The sequence below is a fragment of the Vibrio sp. 10N.222.49.C9 genome, from assembly GCF_041474985.1.
In the GTDB taxonomy this organism is placed as follows: domain Bacteria; phylum Pseudomonadota; class Gammaproteobacteria; order Enterobacterales; family Vibrionaceae; genus Vibrio; species Vibrio crassostreae_C.
Genome location: NZ_JBFRVD010000018.1, coordinates 338,052 through 352,386, shown reverse-complemented (window position 1 = coordinate 352,386; position 14,335 = coordinate 338,052). Strand labels below are relative to the sequence as shown.

Sequence of the window (14,335 nt, the reverse complement as noted above, 5' to 3'; positions counted from 1 at the left end):
TCAGCATGATTGATACAGATTAGAAATATTAAGCAGAGTGAAAGGGTTATACTCTTTCACTTTCGTTATTTTTAAAGAAATGAAATTTAAGGGATATCAATGGCTAATACATTTTCGCTTATCTTAGTGATCGTAACTCTAGTGACCGGCATTGTATGGGCGTTGGAAAAGTTTGTGTGGGCGAAGAAGCGCCAGCAAAAGCTTGCTGACGTTGAAGCACAATCGAATGGCCTAGACGCTGAAACCAGCGCAAAAGTTACGGCTCAACCTTGGTGGGTTGAGAACAGTGTGTCCATTTTCCCGGTAATTGCATTTGTTTTGATCTTGCGTTCATTCATCTATGAACCGTTTCAAATCCCTTCTGGCTCGATGATGCCAACCCTTTTGGTTGGTGATTTCATCTTGGTAGAGAAGTACGCGTACGGTCTAAAAGACCCAGTATGGCGCACTCAACTGGTAGAAACGGGCAAGCCAGAGCGTGGTGATTCAATCGTATTTAAGTACCCACCTCAGCCTAACATCGACTACATCAAGCGTGTTGTTGGTATGCCAGGTGACACCATTCGCTACAGCAGTCGTAAAGAGATCTGCATTCAGGCGAAGGGTACAAGTAGCTGTGAACCAGTGAAACTAAGTAATGTTGAAGAGAGCCAATTTATTCAAGATGGTGTGCCTCTGATTCAGCTGAACGAACAGCTTGGAGACGTAGAACACCAGATTTTAGTTAACCCATTGCGCCGCGATCGTGTGCAAGCATATCAGCCTCGCAATGGTGTTAACGAATGGGTCGTTCCAGAAGGCCAGTACTTTGTGATGGGTGATAACCGTGACAACAGTGCCGATAGCCGTTACTGGGGCTTTGTCCCTGAAGCAAACCTTGTTGGTAAGGCCGTTGCTATTTGGATCAGCTTCGAATTCGAACGCGGTTCAGACAGTGTACTTCCAACATGGATTCCTACTGGTGTGCGTTTTAATCGCATCGGTGGGATTCATTAATCGATCACATAACACATCGAGAGAGCATGAATTCTCCAATTGATAAACTAGAGAGAAAGATTGGCTATCAGTTTAATGATGCCGATCTTATCCACTTGGCGCTGACTCACCGCAGCGCCGCAGGTAAACATAACGAACGTCTTGAGTTTCTGGGCGATTCAATTTTAAGTTTTGTTATCGCTGATGATCTTTACCACCGTTTTCCTAAGGTAAACGAAGGTGATATGAGCCGCATGCGCGCAACATTAGTACGTGGTCATACATTGGCAGAACTAGGTCGTGAATTCGAACTAGGAGATTACTTAAAATTAGGTCCAGGTGAGTTGAAGAGTGGCGGTTTCCGTCGTGATTCTATTCTAGCGGATGCGGTTGAAGCGGTCATCGGCGCTGTCTATTTAGATAGTGATACCGAGACGGTTCGCGGCATTATTTTAAGCTGGTACCAATCTCGCCTAGATGCTATTCAGCCTGGAGTATCTCAAAAAGATCCGAAAACTCGCCTACAAGAGTTTTTGCAAGGTCGAAGAAATCCTCTACCTGTCTACACAGTGACTAATATTAAAGGTGAAGCACACAACCAAGAGTTTACGGTTGAGTGTGAAGTGGCAGGTGTGGATAAACCTGTTATCGGTAAAGGCACTAGCCGCCGCAAGGCAGAACAAGCGGCTGCTGAAACAGCATTAGAGCAACTAAGCAATGTCTGATAACAACCAAGATTTCGATATCGATGCATTCTTTTCATCTGATAGCAAAAAAACAGGCCTACCGGAAAACCAACACTGTGGCTTCATCGCTATTGTCGGTCGCCCAAATGTAGGTAAGTCGACGCTTCTGAACCATATTCTGGGTCAGAAGATTTCTATTACATCACGTAAACCACAGACGACACGTCACCGTATTATGGGCGTTGAAACTGAGGGTGATTACCAAGCGATCTTTGTTGATACTCCTGGACTTCATATTGAAGAAAAGCGTGCCATCAACCGCTTGATGAACCGTGCGGCGAACAGCTCATTGAGTGATGTAAACCTAGTATTCTTCCTTGTCGATGGTACTCACTGGACTGACGACGATGAGATGGTTCTGAACAAACTGAAGAAGACTGACTTCCCAGTTGTACTTTGCATCAACAAAGTAGATAACGTTCAAGACCGTACTAACGTGATGCAGCACATGATGGAAGTCTCTAAGAAGATGGACTTCATTGATGTAGTGCCAATCTCAGCGAAGCAAGGTAAAAATATTGATGTACTGCGTAAGCACGTACGTGAACATTTACCTAAAGCGACACACCACTTCCCTGAAGAATACGTGACTGATCGCTCGCAACGTTTTATGGCCTCTGAAATTATCCGTGAAAAGCTGATGCGCTTTACGGGTGACGAGCTACCTTACTCGGTAACGGTTGAAATCGAACGTTTCGATTACAACCCAGATAACGATGGCTTCCACATCAATGCACTGATTCTTGTTGAGCGTACAGGCCAGAAGAAAATGGTGATTGGTAAAGCGGGCGAGAAGATCAAAACGATTGGTCGTGAAGCGCGTATCGATATGGAAGAGCTATTCGGCCGTAAGGTTTACCTAGAGACTTGGGTCAAGGTTAAATCTGGCTGGGCTGATGATGAGCGTGCACTTCGCTCGTTAGGCTACATCGACGATCTATAATATATTGAACGTCACTTTCTGAGATTAAGAAAGTTGAACTGAAGATAAATCCAAGAGAGAGTGCGAACTCTCTCTTTTTGTATCTGTAATAAGGGTAAGTGATTGAGCGAAGGGTTACAGCGATGCTTTGTGTTGCACCGTCGACCATACAGTGAGTCGAGCCTGATCTTGGACGTCTTCAGCGAAGAGTTCGGTCGGGTGACGTTGATGTCTAAAGGCGCTCGCAGCAAGCGTTCCAATTTGAAAGGTGCATTACAACCTTTTACGCCGCTATTGCTTAAGTGGTCTGGTAATGGTTCGATGAAAACCTTACGCCAAGCTGAACCCATCAGCTTGGGGCTCCCTCTCGCCGGTATTAATCTGTATTCAGGCATGTACGTGAACGAGCTTATCGGTCGGGTATTGATGGCGGAAGTACCGATGCCTGCACTTTTTCACGACTATCTTCATGCTTTAACAGAGCTGGCGCATAATGATAATCCTGAGCCAGCACTGCGTCGCTTTGAGCTGGCTCTATTATCTGCTATGGGTTACGGCGTCGACTTTTTACACTGCGCGGGCACTGGCGAAGCGATTGATCCGAGCATGACTTATCGCTATCGAGAGCAGAAAGGTTTCATCGCTTCAGTACGTCGAGATAACCTGACTTTTATGGGCGATGAACTTATTGCAATCAGCGAACGTAGGTTTATCACTAAAGAGCAGTTAAAAGCGGCAAAACGCTTTACACGCATAGCCTTAAAGCCGTATCTTGGCGGCAAACCATTAAAAAGTAGAGAGCTATTTATGCCAACAATAGCCCTCTCCAGAGCACGGAGTATTGGAAAATGAGCTCAATCCTTTTAGGCGTTAATATCGACCATATTGCAACACTACGTAATGCACGTGGTACTAAATACCCAGATCCAGTACACGCAGCTGAAATCGCTGAACGTGCTGGTGCAGATGGCATTACTATTCACCTGCGTGAAGACCGTCGTCACATCGTTGATCGCGATGTGCGTATTCTGGCTGAAACACTTCAAACTCGCATGAACTTGGAGATGGCCGTAACGGACGAGATGGTTCAAATTGCACTCGATACTAATCCTGAGTTTGTTTGTCTGGTTCCTGAAAAACGTGAAGAGCTAACCACTGAAGGTGGCTTGGACGTAGTTGGTCAACTAGAGAAGATCAAAGCGGCGACACAAAAACTGTCTGCAGCAGGTATCAAGGTATCTCTGTTTATCGATGCTGACCGTGAGCAAATCGATGCTGCAAAAGCGTGTGGCGCACCGTTCATTGAACTGCACACGGGTCACTATGCTGATGCTAAGACAGAAGAAGATCAACAAGACGAGCTTAAGAAGATCGCAGCAGGCGCAAGCTATGCAGATGACTTAGGTATCACAGTCAATGCGGGTCATGGTCTGACTTACCACAACGTAGCACCGATTGCGGCACTTCCAGAGATCTACGAGCTGAACATCGGTCACTCGATCATGGGACGTGCAGTGTTTGATGGCTTAAACAAAGCCGTTGCAGACATGAAAGCAATCATGGAAACAGCACGTAACAACGCTTAGTTCGGCAAGTCGTCGGCACTAAGCGATGTACAGTTAATCATTAGACAGAAGTTAAGTAGTAGAGGAAACATGGCAGTTGTTGGATTAGGTACAGATATCGCAGAAATCGAACGTGTCGAGAAGGCGCTGTCGCGAAGTGGCGACGCTTTTGCTCAGCGTATTTTGACGGATTCTGAGTTTGAAGTATTCCAACAGTTGAAGCAAAAAGGCCGTTACCTTGCAAAACGTTTTGCTGCTAAAGAAGCTGCATCTAAGGCGTTAGGTACGGGGATTGCGCTGGGTGTTACCTTCCACGACTTTGAGATTTCAAACGATGAGCATGGTAAGCCAGTATTGAGCTTACACAAGAAAGCGCGTGAAATCGCAGAGGCGAATGGCACAACATCGATTCATCTGACTATCTCGGATGAGCGTCACTACGCTGTGGCAACGGTGTTACTCGAATCGTAAACAGATTATCGCGACTTTATATCTAGTGCTCTTGGCTCTAGACAGAAAAAAGCAGAGCTCATGAGCTCTGCTTTTTTATTGGCGGGTAAACCCTCTAAAGAATACTAGTGAGTAACAAGTACCCGCTAGGCCTTCGCCTGTTTCAAGTAGTGAATCGCGGTTGCTTGAACCTTATCTAATTCATCCTGAAGCTCGAAAAGCTCAGGTTCAATGTCTTCAACAGAAGTACCTGAACGCAGCTCTTTCTCTATTGTCGCACATACCGATTTTAGCCTTGGTACGCCGCTGTACGAGCTGCTGCCATGCATCTTGTGAATGATGTGTATCAGCTCTTCAACTGGATAGTCACTGTCTTCTATCGCTTTGTCTGCTGCCTCATACACCTCTGGAATAAAGTCGACGAGCATTTGCAGCATATCGCGTGCGAGGTCTTCTTTATTGGCGGCTTGTTTCATCGCAGCTTGCCAATCAATGATGATGTTTGTGTGTACGCTGGCTTCAGTTTCTGACACTGGACCGTTGTCGACTTCAGCGGAGACCGCTGGGTGGTCTGGATCTATTTTTTCGATGTGCTCAACCTCAGAGGTCGGGCTCCAATGAATCAGAACCTGCTGTAAAACATGCTCTTCAATCGGTTTGGTTAGGTAGTCATCCATGCCCGCTTCAAGCAGTCGATCACGCTCGCCAATCATTGCATGTGCGGTCACGGCAATTACAGGTGTATTCGCATTGTTCGCCAGTTTTTTGATGTTCTGACAAGCGGTTACACCGTCCATCTGTGGCATTTGAATATCCATGAAGATGATATCAAATGGCGTCTCTGTCGCTTTGTCTATCGCCTGCTGACCACTGGTACAACTGATGACGGTTTCTACACGCTCTTTAAGCAGCGCGGTAATCAACTTAAGGTTGGCTGGGTTGTCGTCTACTGCCATCACAGTAAGCGGTAACTTCTCTTCAGAATGCGTTTCAATCGCTGGTGCAATCAAGGTAGGTGCCTGATTCGATACCAGAGTTTGCAGCAACTTCTTACGAGAAAGAGGCTTGGTGATGCACTGAACATCGACCTCTTTCATTAGTTGCTCACCCAACGCTAGCTCGGTACTTGGTGTACCAATAATCACGTTTTGAGCAATCTTCTTCGCACCGATCGCCCAACCACTCACAGTATCAAATTGATACTCTTGGTTGGCGGCTAGGTTAAGCAGAACGTAGTCATACGAGGTCGTCTCATCTGGCATCACCGAACGATACGTTACCACTAAGCCTTCTTGGGTTAGGATTTGCTGAGTAATCGATGCCGCTTGCATGTTTGGCTCGATAAGCAGCAGTTGTTTGTCTTGCAGACACTGCGTCTCAATCAGCTCTGTCATCGGCATATCAGTCGTTGATAGTCTCAAGGTGAACCAGAAGGTAGAGCCTTGGTGAAGACGACTGGTTAGGCTGATCTCTCCGCCCATTTGGCTGACCAGTTTTTGGGTGATAACCAGACCTAAGCCTGTACCGCCGTAACGACGAGAGATACTTGCATCGGCTTGGCTGAAAGCTTGGAAAAGCTGAGCTTGTTGACGCTCAGAAATACCAATACCCGTATCGCGAACCATGAATTGCAGCTCGATGTTGTCTTCACTTTGTGAGCGAAGCTCAACGCTGATATCAATGTTGCCGCGTTCGGTAAACTTGATTGAGTTACCAACAAGGTTGGTTAGGATCTGCTGAATACGCAGTGGATCGCCCACCACACCTGGCGGTACTTTAGGGTCGATCTTCAGTGTCAGTTCTAGGCCTTTCTCATGAGCGTTGGTTGCTTGAAGGTTTACTACCTCTTCAAGGCTGGCTTGGAATTCAAATGGGATGTTCTCTAGGGCTAATTTACCGGCTTCAAGTTTCGAGAAGTCCAAGATATCGTTGATGATGCTAAGCAGGTTGTTTGCCGAGCGTTCAATGGTTTGTAGGTAATCGGTTTGACTGTTCGATAGGTGAGTCTTGAGCATTTGACGAGTAAAGCCAATCACACCGTTCAGCGGCGTTCTCAATTCGTGAGACATATTCGCTAAGAACTCAGACTTAACACGAGCCGCTTCTTGAGCGCGTTTCTTCGCGATGTCTAACTCAACGTTTTGAATCTCTAGCTGTTCAAGAGTTTCACGCAAATCTGATGTGGCCTGGTCGATACTGTGCTGCATCTCGACGTGATACTCTGATAGCGATACCGCCATCGCATTGATACCGTTTTTCAGCGAGTCTAGCTCACCATGCATCTTACCTTCGATACGCACATCTAGGTGACCTCGACGAATTCGGTCGACCATGTTTTTCATGTGTGTGATCGGTTGAGTGACATCGTGCATTAAGCGGAACGCAAACACGCCCGATAAACCAAGCCCGAGAATCAACACTAAGAATGCAGAGAACACTTCTTGATATTGCTGCAATCGAAGTGATGAAAGATCTAATTCAATCGCAATGTAGCCGATCGCTTGATTAGCTTGAGACTGACCGTTGGCTGAATTGATGTACTGGCCTTCGGCGATGATAGGTGTCCGCAGAATCAGCGTATTATCGAGAAGGTTCGATGAGCTTAAATGCGGGATCGGTTTATCTTTGGGGTAGGTCAGGCTTTCAAAATCGGGGTGGAAGTTTGAGGTTACAAACAACTCATGACGCTCATCAAACACCGCGATACTGCGCACTAGCTTAGAATTCTTTCGATGCGCATAGCTAATAAGCTGACGAACAGACTCTCGACTTTCGAGCTTCATGCCTGATTCACTCGTAATCGCAAGTGGCTCAATGATGCTAGTACCAGTGTTAACCACTTGACCTTCAAGGTCTTGATAGCGGTTAAATGAGAAAAATGCACTCAATAGCAACCCAATAATCAGGGTTGGAGCTAGAGTTAAGGTAATTACACGGGCTCTTAAGCCATATCTGGTCATGTTCTTTAATTACATCGAGGTCTGGATATGGGAAAATAACGCACACAATGGCGGTTAAGTGAACGGTAAGCTTAATCAAAGCCGTGACGTTCGACAATGATTCCAAGACATAATAGTGAGTCCTGGATACCAATTACTTATTAAAAGATACATTAGGCACAAGCAATGGCACGTTTTTTCCAACCAAAAAAGAAAACTCAACTCGAGACCAAGCATCAATCGGTTTTGGTTGAACGAATGGATCACAATGGCGCTGGCATCGCTTATCAAAAGAATAAACCGGTTTTCATTGATGGCGCATTGCCCGGTGAGCAGGTGGTTATTCAACTTACTGAGAGCAAAAGTAAGTTTTCGCGAGCTAAACTCATCAAGTTATTGAAGCCGAGCGAGCAGCGTTTAAAGCCGTTTTGTAAGCACTTTAATCAGTGTGGTGGCTGTCACCTTCAACACCTAGGTTACTCTTCTCAGGTTGAGCATAAATCGCAATCTCTGACGCACCTGATGAGCCAATACCAAACGGCGAACACTGAAGTTGCACAACCTATTGTCGGTGATGAAACCGGTTATCGACGTCGCGCACGTATCAGCCTATTTGTTGATAAGAAGACACAACAGCTTCAATTCGGTTTCCGTAAGAAGCAGAGTAAGCAGATTGAAAACATCACCGACTGTGCCGTGCTTGATCCTCGCCTTAATGTGTTGCTGCCAAAACTGAAAAATTTACTGAACACTTTCAACAGCCTTACGTCTTTAGGACACGTTGAATTGGTGTTGGGCGATACTGGCCCTGTTATGGTGCTACGTCACCTTAAGCCTCTGGTTGAAAAAGATGAGCAAGCGCTGATTGCGTTAGCAAAAGAAGAAGGCGCTACGCTGTATTCGATGCCTGAAACCGATAAGTTGGTTCGCTTAGTCGGCGATACACCTTCTTACAGCGAAACTGGCGTGACGTTACCGTTTGAGCCAAACCACTTTATCCAAGTAAACCAGAAAGTGAATCAGCAGATGGTGGCTCAAGCGATTGAGTGGCTAGAGCCTCAAGCGGATGAGCGAGTGCTAGACCTGTTTTGTGGTCTCGGTAACTTTAGTCTGCCTATCGCGCAACAATCGGCGTTTGTGGTTGGTGTAGAAGGCGTTGATGAAATGGTTCAGCAAGCCGCATCTAATGCAGCGTTAAACCAGTTAAGCAATACGGAATTTTACCAAGCTAACCTTGAAGAAGACTTATCTTCACAGCCTTGGGCAAAAGAGAAATTTGATAAAATCTTACTTGACCCAGCTCGTGCTGGAGCGAGTGGTGTTGTTGATCAAATTTCAGCGTTAGGAGCGAAGCGTGTGGTTTATGTTTCGTGTAATCCTGCTACTCTAGCTAGAGATTCAGAGAGCTTAGAAAAGCAAGGCTACCAATTAGCCAAACTTGGTATGTTGGATATGTTCCCACACACTAGCCATTTAGAATCGATGGCTCTCTTTATCAAGGCTTAAAGGCCCGTAAATAAGGCTTAAAAATGAATGACAAAGGCGCAGGGACACCTGCGCTGATATCAATATGGTCGAACTAACTTGGAACCAGTTAGTCATATTGAATTGGGTATAAAACAGAATAACTAGGAAGGCACGATGGTTGCGGTACGAAGCGCACATTTAAACCCAAGCGAACAGTTTGAGCTAGAAAGTTGGATTGCGTCATTAAAGCAAGACGCAAAAACCTCGAATAAACTGAACAAAGTTTATCGTCACTGTGAAGAGCTATTAAAAGATCACGAGCAAGCATCACTCTTGCTATGGCGTGGACGCGAGATGATTGAAATCTTGGTCACGCTGTCGATGGATCGTGCAACATTAGTCGCAGCACAACTCTTCCCAGTGGTATCAAGTGGCGTTTTTGAACGCGAAGCCTTCGAAGAAAGCTACGGCAAAGAAATCGTTAAGCTGATTGACGGCGTTGAAGAAATGGCGGCCTTGGGCCAGCTAAACGTGACCCTTGAAGGCAGTGCAGCCTCGGGTCAAGTCGATAACGTTCGTCGCATGCTATTAGCAATGGTTGATGACTTCCGTTGCGTAGTCATCAAGCTAGCGGAGCGAATCTGTAACCTTATTGAGGTGAAAAAGGCACCTGATGCTGTGCGTCGCGCGGCCGCAAAAGAGTGTTCTAACATCTATGCCCCACTGGCAAACCGTTTAGGTATCGGCCAACTTAAGTGGGAAATCGAAGATTACGCATTCCGCTACCAACAACCAGATACCTACAAGCAGATTGCAAAACAGCTGTCTGAGCGTCGTATCGTTCGTGAACAATACATCACAGATTTCGTTGATGATTTAACCGCAGAAATGCAGCGTTCAAACATCAATGCTGAAGTGAGTGGCCGACCAAAACACATCTACAGTATCTGGCGCAAAATGCAGAAGAAAGGCTTAGCCTTCGATGAGCTTTTTGACGTACGAGCAGTACGTATTATCGCTGACCAGCTGCAAGACTGTTACGCCGGCCTTGGGGTGGTACACACTAAATACAAGCACCTCCCGAGCGAATTTGATGACTATGTGGCGAACCCTAAGCCAAATGGTTACCAGTCGATTCATACCGTAGTACTTGGCCCTGAAGGCAAGACCATTGAGATTCAGATCCGTACTAAGCAAATGCACGAAGACTCTGAGCTTGGTGTGGCGGCGCACTGGAAGTACAAAGAAGGAGCTTCAAGCGGCCGTAGTGGCTACGATGAGAAAATCACTTGGTTGCGTAAACTTATCGACTGGCAAGAAGAGATGTCGGACTCTGGCGAGATGCTGGATGAGGTACGTAGCCAAGTCTTCGATGACCGTGTATACGCATTTACTCCACGTGGTGACGTGGTCGACTTACCAATGGGCGCAACCCCGTTGGATTTCGCCTACCACATCCACTCGATGGTCGGACACCGCTGTATCGGTGCCAAAGTAGCGGGGCGTATCGTACCGTTCACTCATAAACTATCGATGGGCGATCAAGTTGAGATCATCACGCAGAAAGAGCCGAACCCATCTCGTGACTGGTTAAATCCAACCACAGGTTTTGTTCATTCTGGTCGAGCTCGAGCGAAAATCAACGCTTGGTTCCGCGCACAAAGCCGTGAGAAAAACCTAGAAGCGGGTCGTGATATCCTGGAAGTTGAGCTAGCGAAAGTAGGCGCAACCCTAAAAGATGCTGATCAATACGCACTAAAACGCTTTAACGTGAATACGCCAGACGAACTCTATGCAGGTATTGGTAGTGGCGACTTGCGTATTAACCAAGTGGTTAATCACATCAATGCGCTAGTGAATAAGCCAACGGCGGAAGAAGAAGACAAGAAAGCGCTAGAGAAACTGCTTGAGTCGGAAAACAAGCCGGCACAACAGAGTCGTCCGAAGAAAGATGCGGTAGTGGTTGAGGGCGTTGATAACCTAATGACGCACCTAGCGCGTTGCTGTCAGCCAATCCCAGGTGATGTGATTAAAGGTTACATCACTCAAGGTCGTGGTATCTCAGTGCACCGCGCTGACTGTGAACAGCTAGGCGAGCTAAGCGTGCATGCGCCAGAACGTATCATTGATACCGTTTGGGGTAATGGCTTTGTCGGTTCATACATCCTAACGCTGCGTGTTGAAGCGCTAGAACGTAATGGCTTGTTGAAAGACATCACCTCACTGTTCTCGAATGAAAAGATCAGCGTGACCACAATGAAGAGCCGCATCGACTACAAGCGTCAGCTATCGGTAATGGATTTCGATTTGGAAGTGACCAATATTGAAATTCTGAGCCGAGTGACAAGTCGAGTAGAACAGATCAAAGATGTAATGAGCGTTAAGAGACTTGGATGATCCTTTTGTGTCATTTATGTCATTCCCTACAGTGAGGGACGAACGTGATAGGGAATCTCGCCAAGCGGTTTGAGATCCCCAACTCGCTCATACTTCACTCTTGGAGATGACGAAAAATAGAAAGGTGAGTGGTTTTGGCTGCTCACCTTTTTAGTTTTAAGAAAAGAATTAGATTAAAACAATCAAACAGAATAATAGGAAAGCACCATGAGCCACCCGATTGAACAACTAGAACAAATTATGACTAAGCTGCGCGATCCAGAAGGTGGCTGTCCTTGGGATTTAAAACAAAATTTTGAAACAATTGTCCCGCATACTATCGAAGAGACGTACGAAGTGGTGGATGCGATTCACAACAAAGATTGGCCGAACCTACAAGAAGAGTTGGGTGACTTGTTGTTTCAGGTGATCTTCTATAGCCAGTTAGCGAAAGAACAGGGGTTGTTTGAGTTCTCTGATGTGGTTGATGGCATTAACGAAAAGCTAACACGCCGTCACCCGCATGTGTTCTCTGATACTGAGTTTGCCAGTGATGAAGAAATCAATGCCAATTGGGAAGCGGAAAAAGCCAAAGAAAAAGCACAAGCAGGCAAAACTCAAGAAAGTATTCTAGACTCAATACCAAACTCTCTACCTGCACTTTCGCGTGCTACAAAAATTCAAAAGCAGGTCGCGAAATATGGCTTTGATTGGGACTCAATTGGCCCAGTCGCCAATAAGGTATTAGAGGAAGTGGACGAGGTGCTAGAAGAAGCACTTCAAGTGACGCCAAACGAAGAATTGGTTGAAGAAGAGCTGGGGGATTTACTGTTCGCGACCGTTAACTTGGTACGACATTTAGGTAAAAACCCAGAATCGGCACTCAATAAAGCCAATCTCAAGTTTTCGCGTCGCTTTAAAGGGGTGGAACAAAAAGTTCGTCAGCAAGGTAAAAATTTGACCGATTTTTCACTACAACAGCTTGATTCCATGTGGGGTGAAGTCAAAGTGGCGGAGAAAAGATAACCAAAGCTTTTATCATGAATTGATTTGAAGCAAAAAATAAAAAATAGCAGTGTGATAGATTTCACGTTGTGGCGATAAGGGGCTTCTGGTATATTTTCATCCCGTCCAGAAGTAGTCCATTTCCCTCATTCAACCAATTTCAGGTTAAACATGACGACAAATTACATTTTTGTTACTGGCGGGGTTGTATCCTCTCTAGGTAAAGGTATTGCTGCAGCATCTCTTGCGGCTATTTTAGAAGCTCGTGGTCTTAAAGTGACTATGATGAAGCTTGACCCTTACATCAACGTTGATCCAGGCACTATGAGCCCGACTCAGCACGGTGAAGTGTTCGTTACGGAAGATGGCGCTGAAACAGACCTTGACCTTGGTCACTATGAGCGATTCATTCGCACCAAGATGACTAAGCGTAACAACTTCACTGCAGGTCGTGTTTACTCAGACGTACTCGCTAAAGAGCGTCGCGGTGATTACCTAGGTGCAACTATTCAGGTTATCCCACACATCACTAACTCTATCAAAGAGCGTGTAATTTCTGGCGCAGCTGGCCACGATATTGCGATCGTTGAAGTTGGTGGTACGGTTGGTGATATCGAATCTCTACCATTCATGGAAGCGATTCGTCAGCTAGCAGTAGAACTAGGCCGTGAACGCGCAATGTTCATGCACCTTACTCTAGTGCCATACCTAGCAGCTGCGGGCGAAGTGAAAACTAAGCCAACGCAACACTCTGTAAAAGAGCTACTGTCTATTGGTATTCAGCCAGACATCCTAGTTTGTCGTTCAGACCGCAACATTCCTTCGAACGAGCGTAAGAAAATTGCTCTGTTCTGTAATGTGCAAGAAAATGCAGTTATTTCTATGCGCGATGTTGACTCTATCTACAAGATCCCTCAGCTTATTAAAGCTCAAGGTACTGATGAACTTGTATGTAAACGTTTCGGCATCACAGCTCCAGAAGCAGACCTGTCTGAATGGGAACAAGTAATTTACGAAGAAGCTAACCCAACGGGTGAAGTGACGATTGGTATGGTTGGTAAGTACATTGAACTACCAGACGCATACAAATCAGTAAATGAAGCGCTAAAACACGCGGGCTTGAAAAATCGCCTAAGCGTTAATATTAAATACGTAGATTCACAAGACGTTGAGTCTCGTGGCGTAGAAGTTTTAGAAGGCCTAGATGCAATCCTAGTTCCTGGTGGCTTTGGTGACCGTGGTGTTGAAGGTAAGATTCTTGCTGCTCAATACGCTCGTGAAAACAAAGTACCGTACTTAGGTATCTGTCTAGGTATGCAAGTAGCACTTATCGAGTACGCTCGTAACGTTGCGAAAATGGAAGGGGCACACTCTTCTGAATTCTGTACTGAAACTAAGTACCCAGTTGTTGGTCTTATCACTGAGTGGACTGATGGCGAAGGTAAAGTTGAAGAGCGTACAGAAACATCTGACCTTGGCGGCACAATGCGTCTTGGTTCACAGCTTTGTCACCTAGCGAAAGGGACGAAAGCTTACGAATTATACGGTAGCGCGACGATCCATGAACGTCACCGTCACCGTTACGAAGTGAACAACAATCTTCGTCCACAAATCGAAAAAGCGGGCCTAAAAGTATCGGGTCTATCTGCGGACAAGAAACTGGTTGAAGTTATTGAGAACCCGAACCACCCATGGTTCGTTGCTGCTCAATTCCACCCAGAGTTCACTTCAACACCTCGCGATGGTCACCCATTGTTTGCAGGTTTCGTTAAAGCGGCTGGTGAGTTCCAGCGCGGCGAGTTAGAGAAGTAAAAAGGAATACAGGTAGCTGCGTAAGTTGTGCTGCTACCTTTAAATTTGACATTTATATATTCAACGAGAAGGAAACAT

At 45.9% G+C, this 14,335-nt stretch carries 11 protein-coding genes; 10 read left to right on the top strand and 1 reads right to left on the bottom strand.

Annotated features, from left to right (window positions below; genetic code table 11):
- Positions 1-99: 99 nt before the first annotated feature.
- The 6 genes from lepB to acpS all read left to right on the top strand — a co-directional run bounded on the left by lepB (position 100) and on the right by acpS (position 4,679).
- On the top strand, positions 100-996 hold the full coding sequence (lepB, locus tag AB4585_RS08005) for a signal peptidase I (RefSeq protein ID WP_017066013.1): 897 nt from the start codon (positions 100-102) through the stop codon (positions 994-996).
- 26 nt (positions 997-1,022) lie between these two features.
- Positions 1,023-1,700, top strand: coding sequence for a ribonuclease III (gene rnc / locus AB4585_RS08000; protein ID WP_017066012.1), 678 nt, complete (start codon positions 1,023-1,025; stop codon positions 1,698-1,700).
- Positions 1,693-2,664, top strand: coding sequence for a GTPase Era (gene era, locus AB4585_RS07995; protein WP_017059042.1), 972 nt, complete (start codon positions 1,693-1,695; stop codon positions 2,662-2,664). Before rnc ends, era begins: the two co-directional genes overlap by 8 nt.
- Before the next feature lie 102 nt (positions 2,665-2,766).
- Positions 2,767-3,495, top strand: coding sequence for a DNA repair protein RecO (gene recO / locus AB4585_RS07990; protein ID WP_019826299.1), 729 nt, complete (start codon positions 2,767-2,769; stop codon positions 3,493-3,495).
- On the top strand, positions 3,492-4,229 hold the full coding sequence (gene pdxJ, locus AB4585_RS07985; RefSeq protein ID WP_017059040.1) for a pyridoxine 5'-phosphate synthase: 738 nt from the start codon (positions 3,492-3,494) through the stop codon (positions 4,227-4,229). Before recO ends, pdxJ begins: the two co-directional genes overlap by 4 nt.
- Positions 4,230-4,298: 69 nt before the next feature.
- Positions 4,299-4,679, top strand: coding sequence for a holo-ACP synthase (gene acpS / locus AB4585_RS07980; protein WP_017059039.1), 381 nt, complete (start codon positions 4,299-4,301; stop codon positions 4,677-4,679).
- A 125-nt stretch (positions 4,680-4,804) separates the two neighbouring features.
- Here acpS and barA read toward each other — a convergent pair whose 3' ends face one another.
- On the bottom strand, positions 4,805-7,618 hold the full coding sequence (gene barA / locus AB4585_RS07975) for a two-component sensor histidine kinase BarA (RefSeq protein WP_372123742.1): 2,814 nt from the start codon (positions 7,616-7,618) through the stop codon (positions 4,805-4,807).
- 165 nt (positions 7,619-7,783) lie between these two features.
- On the opposite strand from barA, the gene rlmD reads away from it, so the two are divergent.
- From rlmD to AB4585_RS07955, 4 genes are all read left to right on the top strand, one after another.
- The gene (gene rlmD / locus AB4585_RS07970) at positions 7,784-9,103 is read left to right on the top strand and encodes a 23S rRNA (uracil(1939)-C(5))-methyltransferase RlmD (RefSeq protein ID WP_372116633.1); all 1,320 of its coding nucleotides are present in this window, start codon (positions 7,784-7,786) and stop codon (positions 9,101-9,103) included.
- 135 nt (positions 9,104-9,238) lie between these two features.
- Positions 9,239-11,461, top strand: a complete 2,223-nt coding sequence (gene relA / locus AB4585_RS07965) for a GTP diphosphokinase (RefSeq protein ID WP_017063212.1) — start codon at positions 9,239-9,241, stop codon at positions 11,459-11,461.
- Positions 11,462-11,668: 207 nt separating this feature from the next.
- Positions 11,669-12,466 (top strand): nucleoside triphosphate pyrophosphohydrolase, encoded by a 798-nt coding sequence (gene mazG, locus AB4585_RS07960; RefSeq protein ID WP_017063213.1) that lies wholly within the window; start codon positions 11,669-11,671, stop codon positions 12,464-12,466.
- A gap of 150 nt (positions 12,467-12,616) precedes the next feature.
- Positions 12,617-14,257 (top strand): CTP synthase, encoded by a 1,641-nt coding sequence (locus AB4585_RS07955; protein ID WP_017063214.1) that lies wholly within the window; start codon positions 12,617-12,619, stop codon positions 14,255-14,257.
- Positions 14,258-14,335: the final 78 nt, after the last annotated feature.

Excerpts from the sequence above, each read along its gene's own strand:
- lepB (WP_017066013.1), top strand. The coding sequence starts at position 100 with ATGGCTAATACATTTTCGCTTATCTTAGTGATCGTAACTCTAGTGACC.
- era (WP_017059042.1), top strand. The coding sequence starts at position 1,693 with ATGTCTGATAACAACCAAGATTTCGATATCGATGCATTCTTTTCATCT.
- relA (WP_017063212.1), top strand. The coding sequence starts at position 9,239 with ATGGTTGCGGTACGAAGCGCACATTTAAACCCAAGCGAACAGTTTGAG.
- barA (WP_372123742.1), bottom strand. The coding sequence starts at position 7,618 with ATGACCAGATATGGCTTAAGAGCCCGTGTAATTACCTTAACTCTAGCT.
- mazG (WP_017063213.1), top strand. The coding sequence starts at position 11,669 with ATGAGCCACCCGATTGAACAACTAGAACAAATTATGACTAAGCTGCGC.
- pdxJ (WP_017059040.1), top strand. The coding sequence starts at position 3,492 with ATGAGCTCAATCCTTTTAGGCGTTAATATCGACCATATTGCAACACTA.
- acpS (WP_017059039.1), top strand. The coding sequence starts at position 4,299 with ATGGCAGTTGTTGGATTAGGTACAGATATCGCAGAAATCGAACGTGTC.
- rnc (WP_017066012.1), top strand. The coding sequence starts at position 1,023 with ATGAATTCTCCAATTGATAAACTAGAGAGAAAGATTGGCTATCAGTTT.
- rlmD (WP_372116633.1), top strand. The coding sequence starts at position 7,784 with ATGGCACGTTTTTTCCAACCAAAAAAGAAAACTCAACTCGAGACCAAG.
- AB4585_RS07955 (WP_017063214.1), top strand. The coding sequence starts at position 12,617 with ATGACGACAAATTACATTTTTGTTACTGGCGGGGTTGTATCCTCTCTA.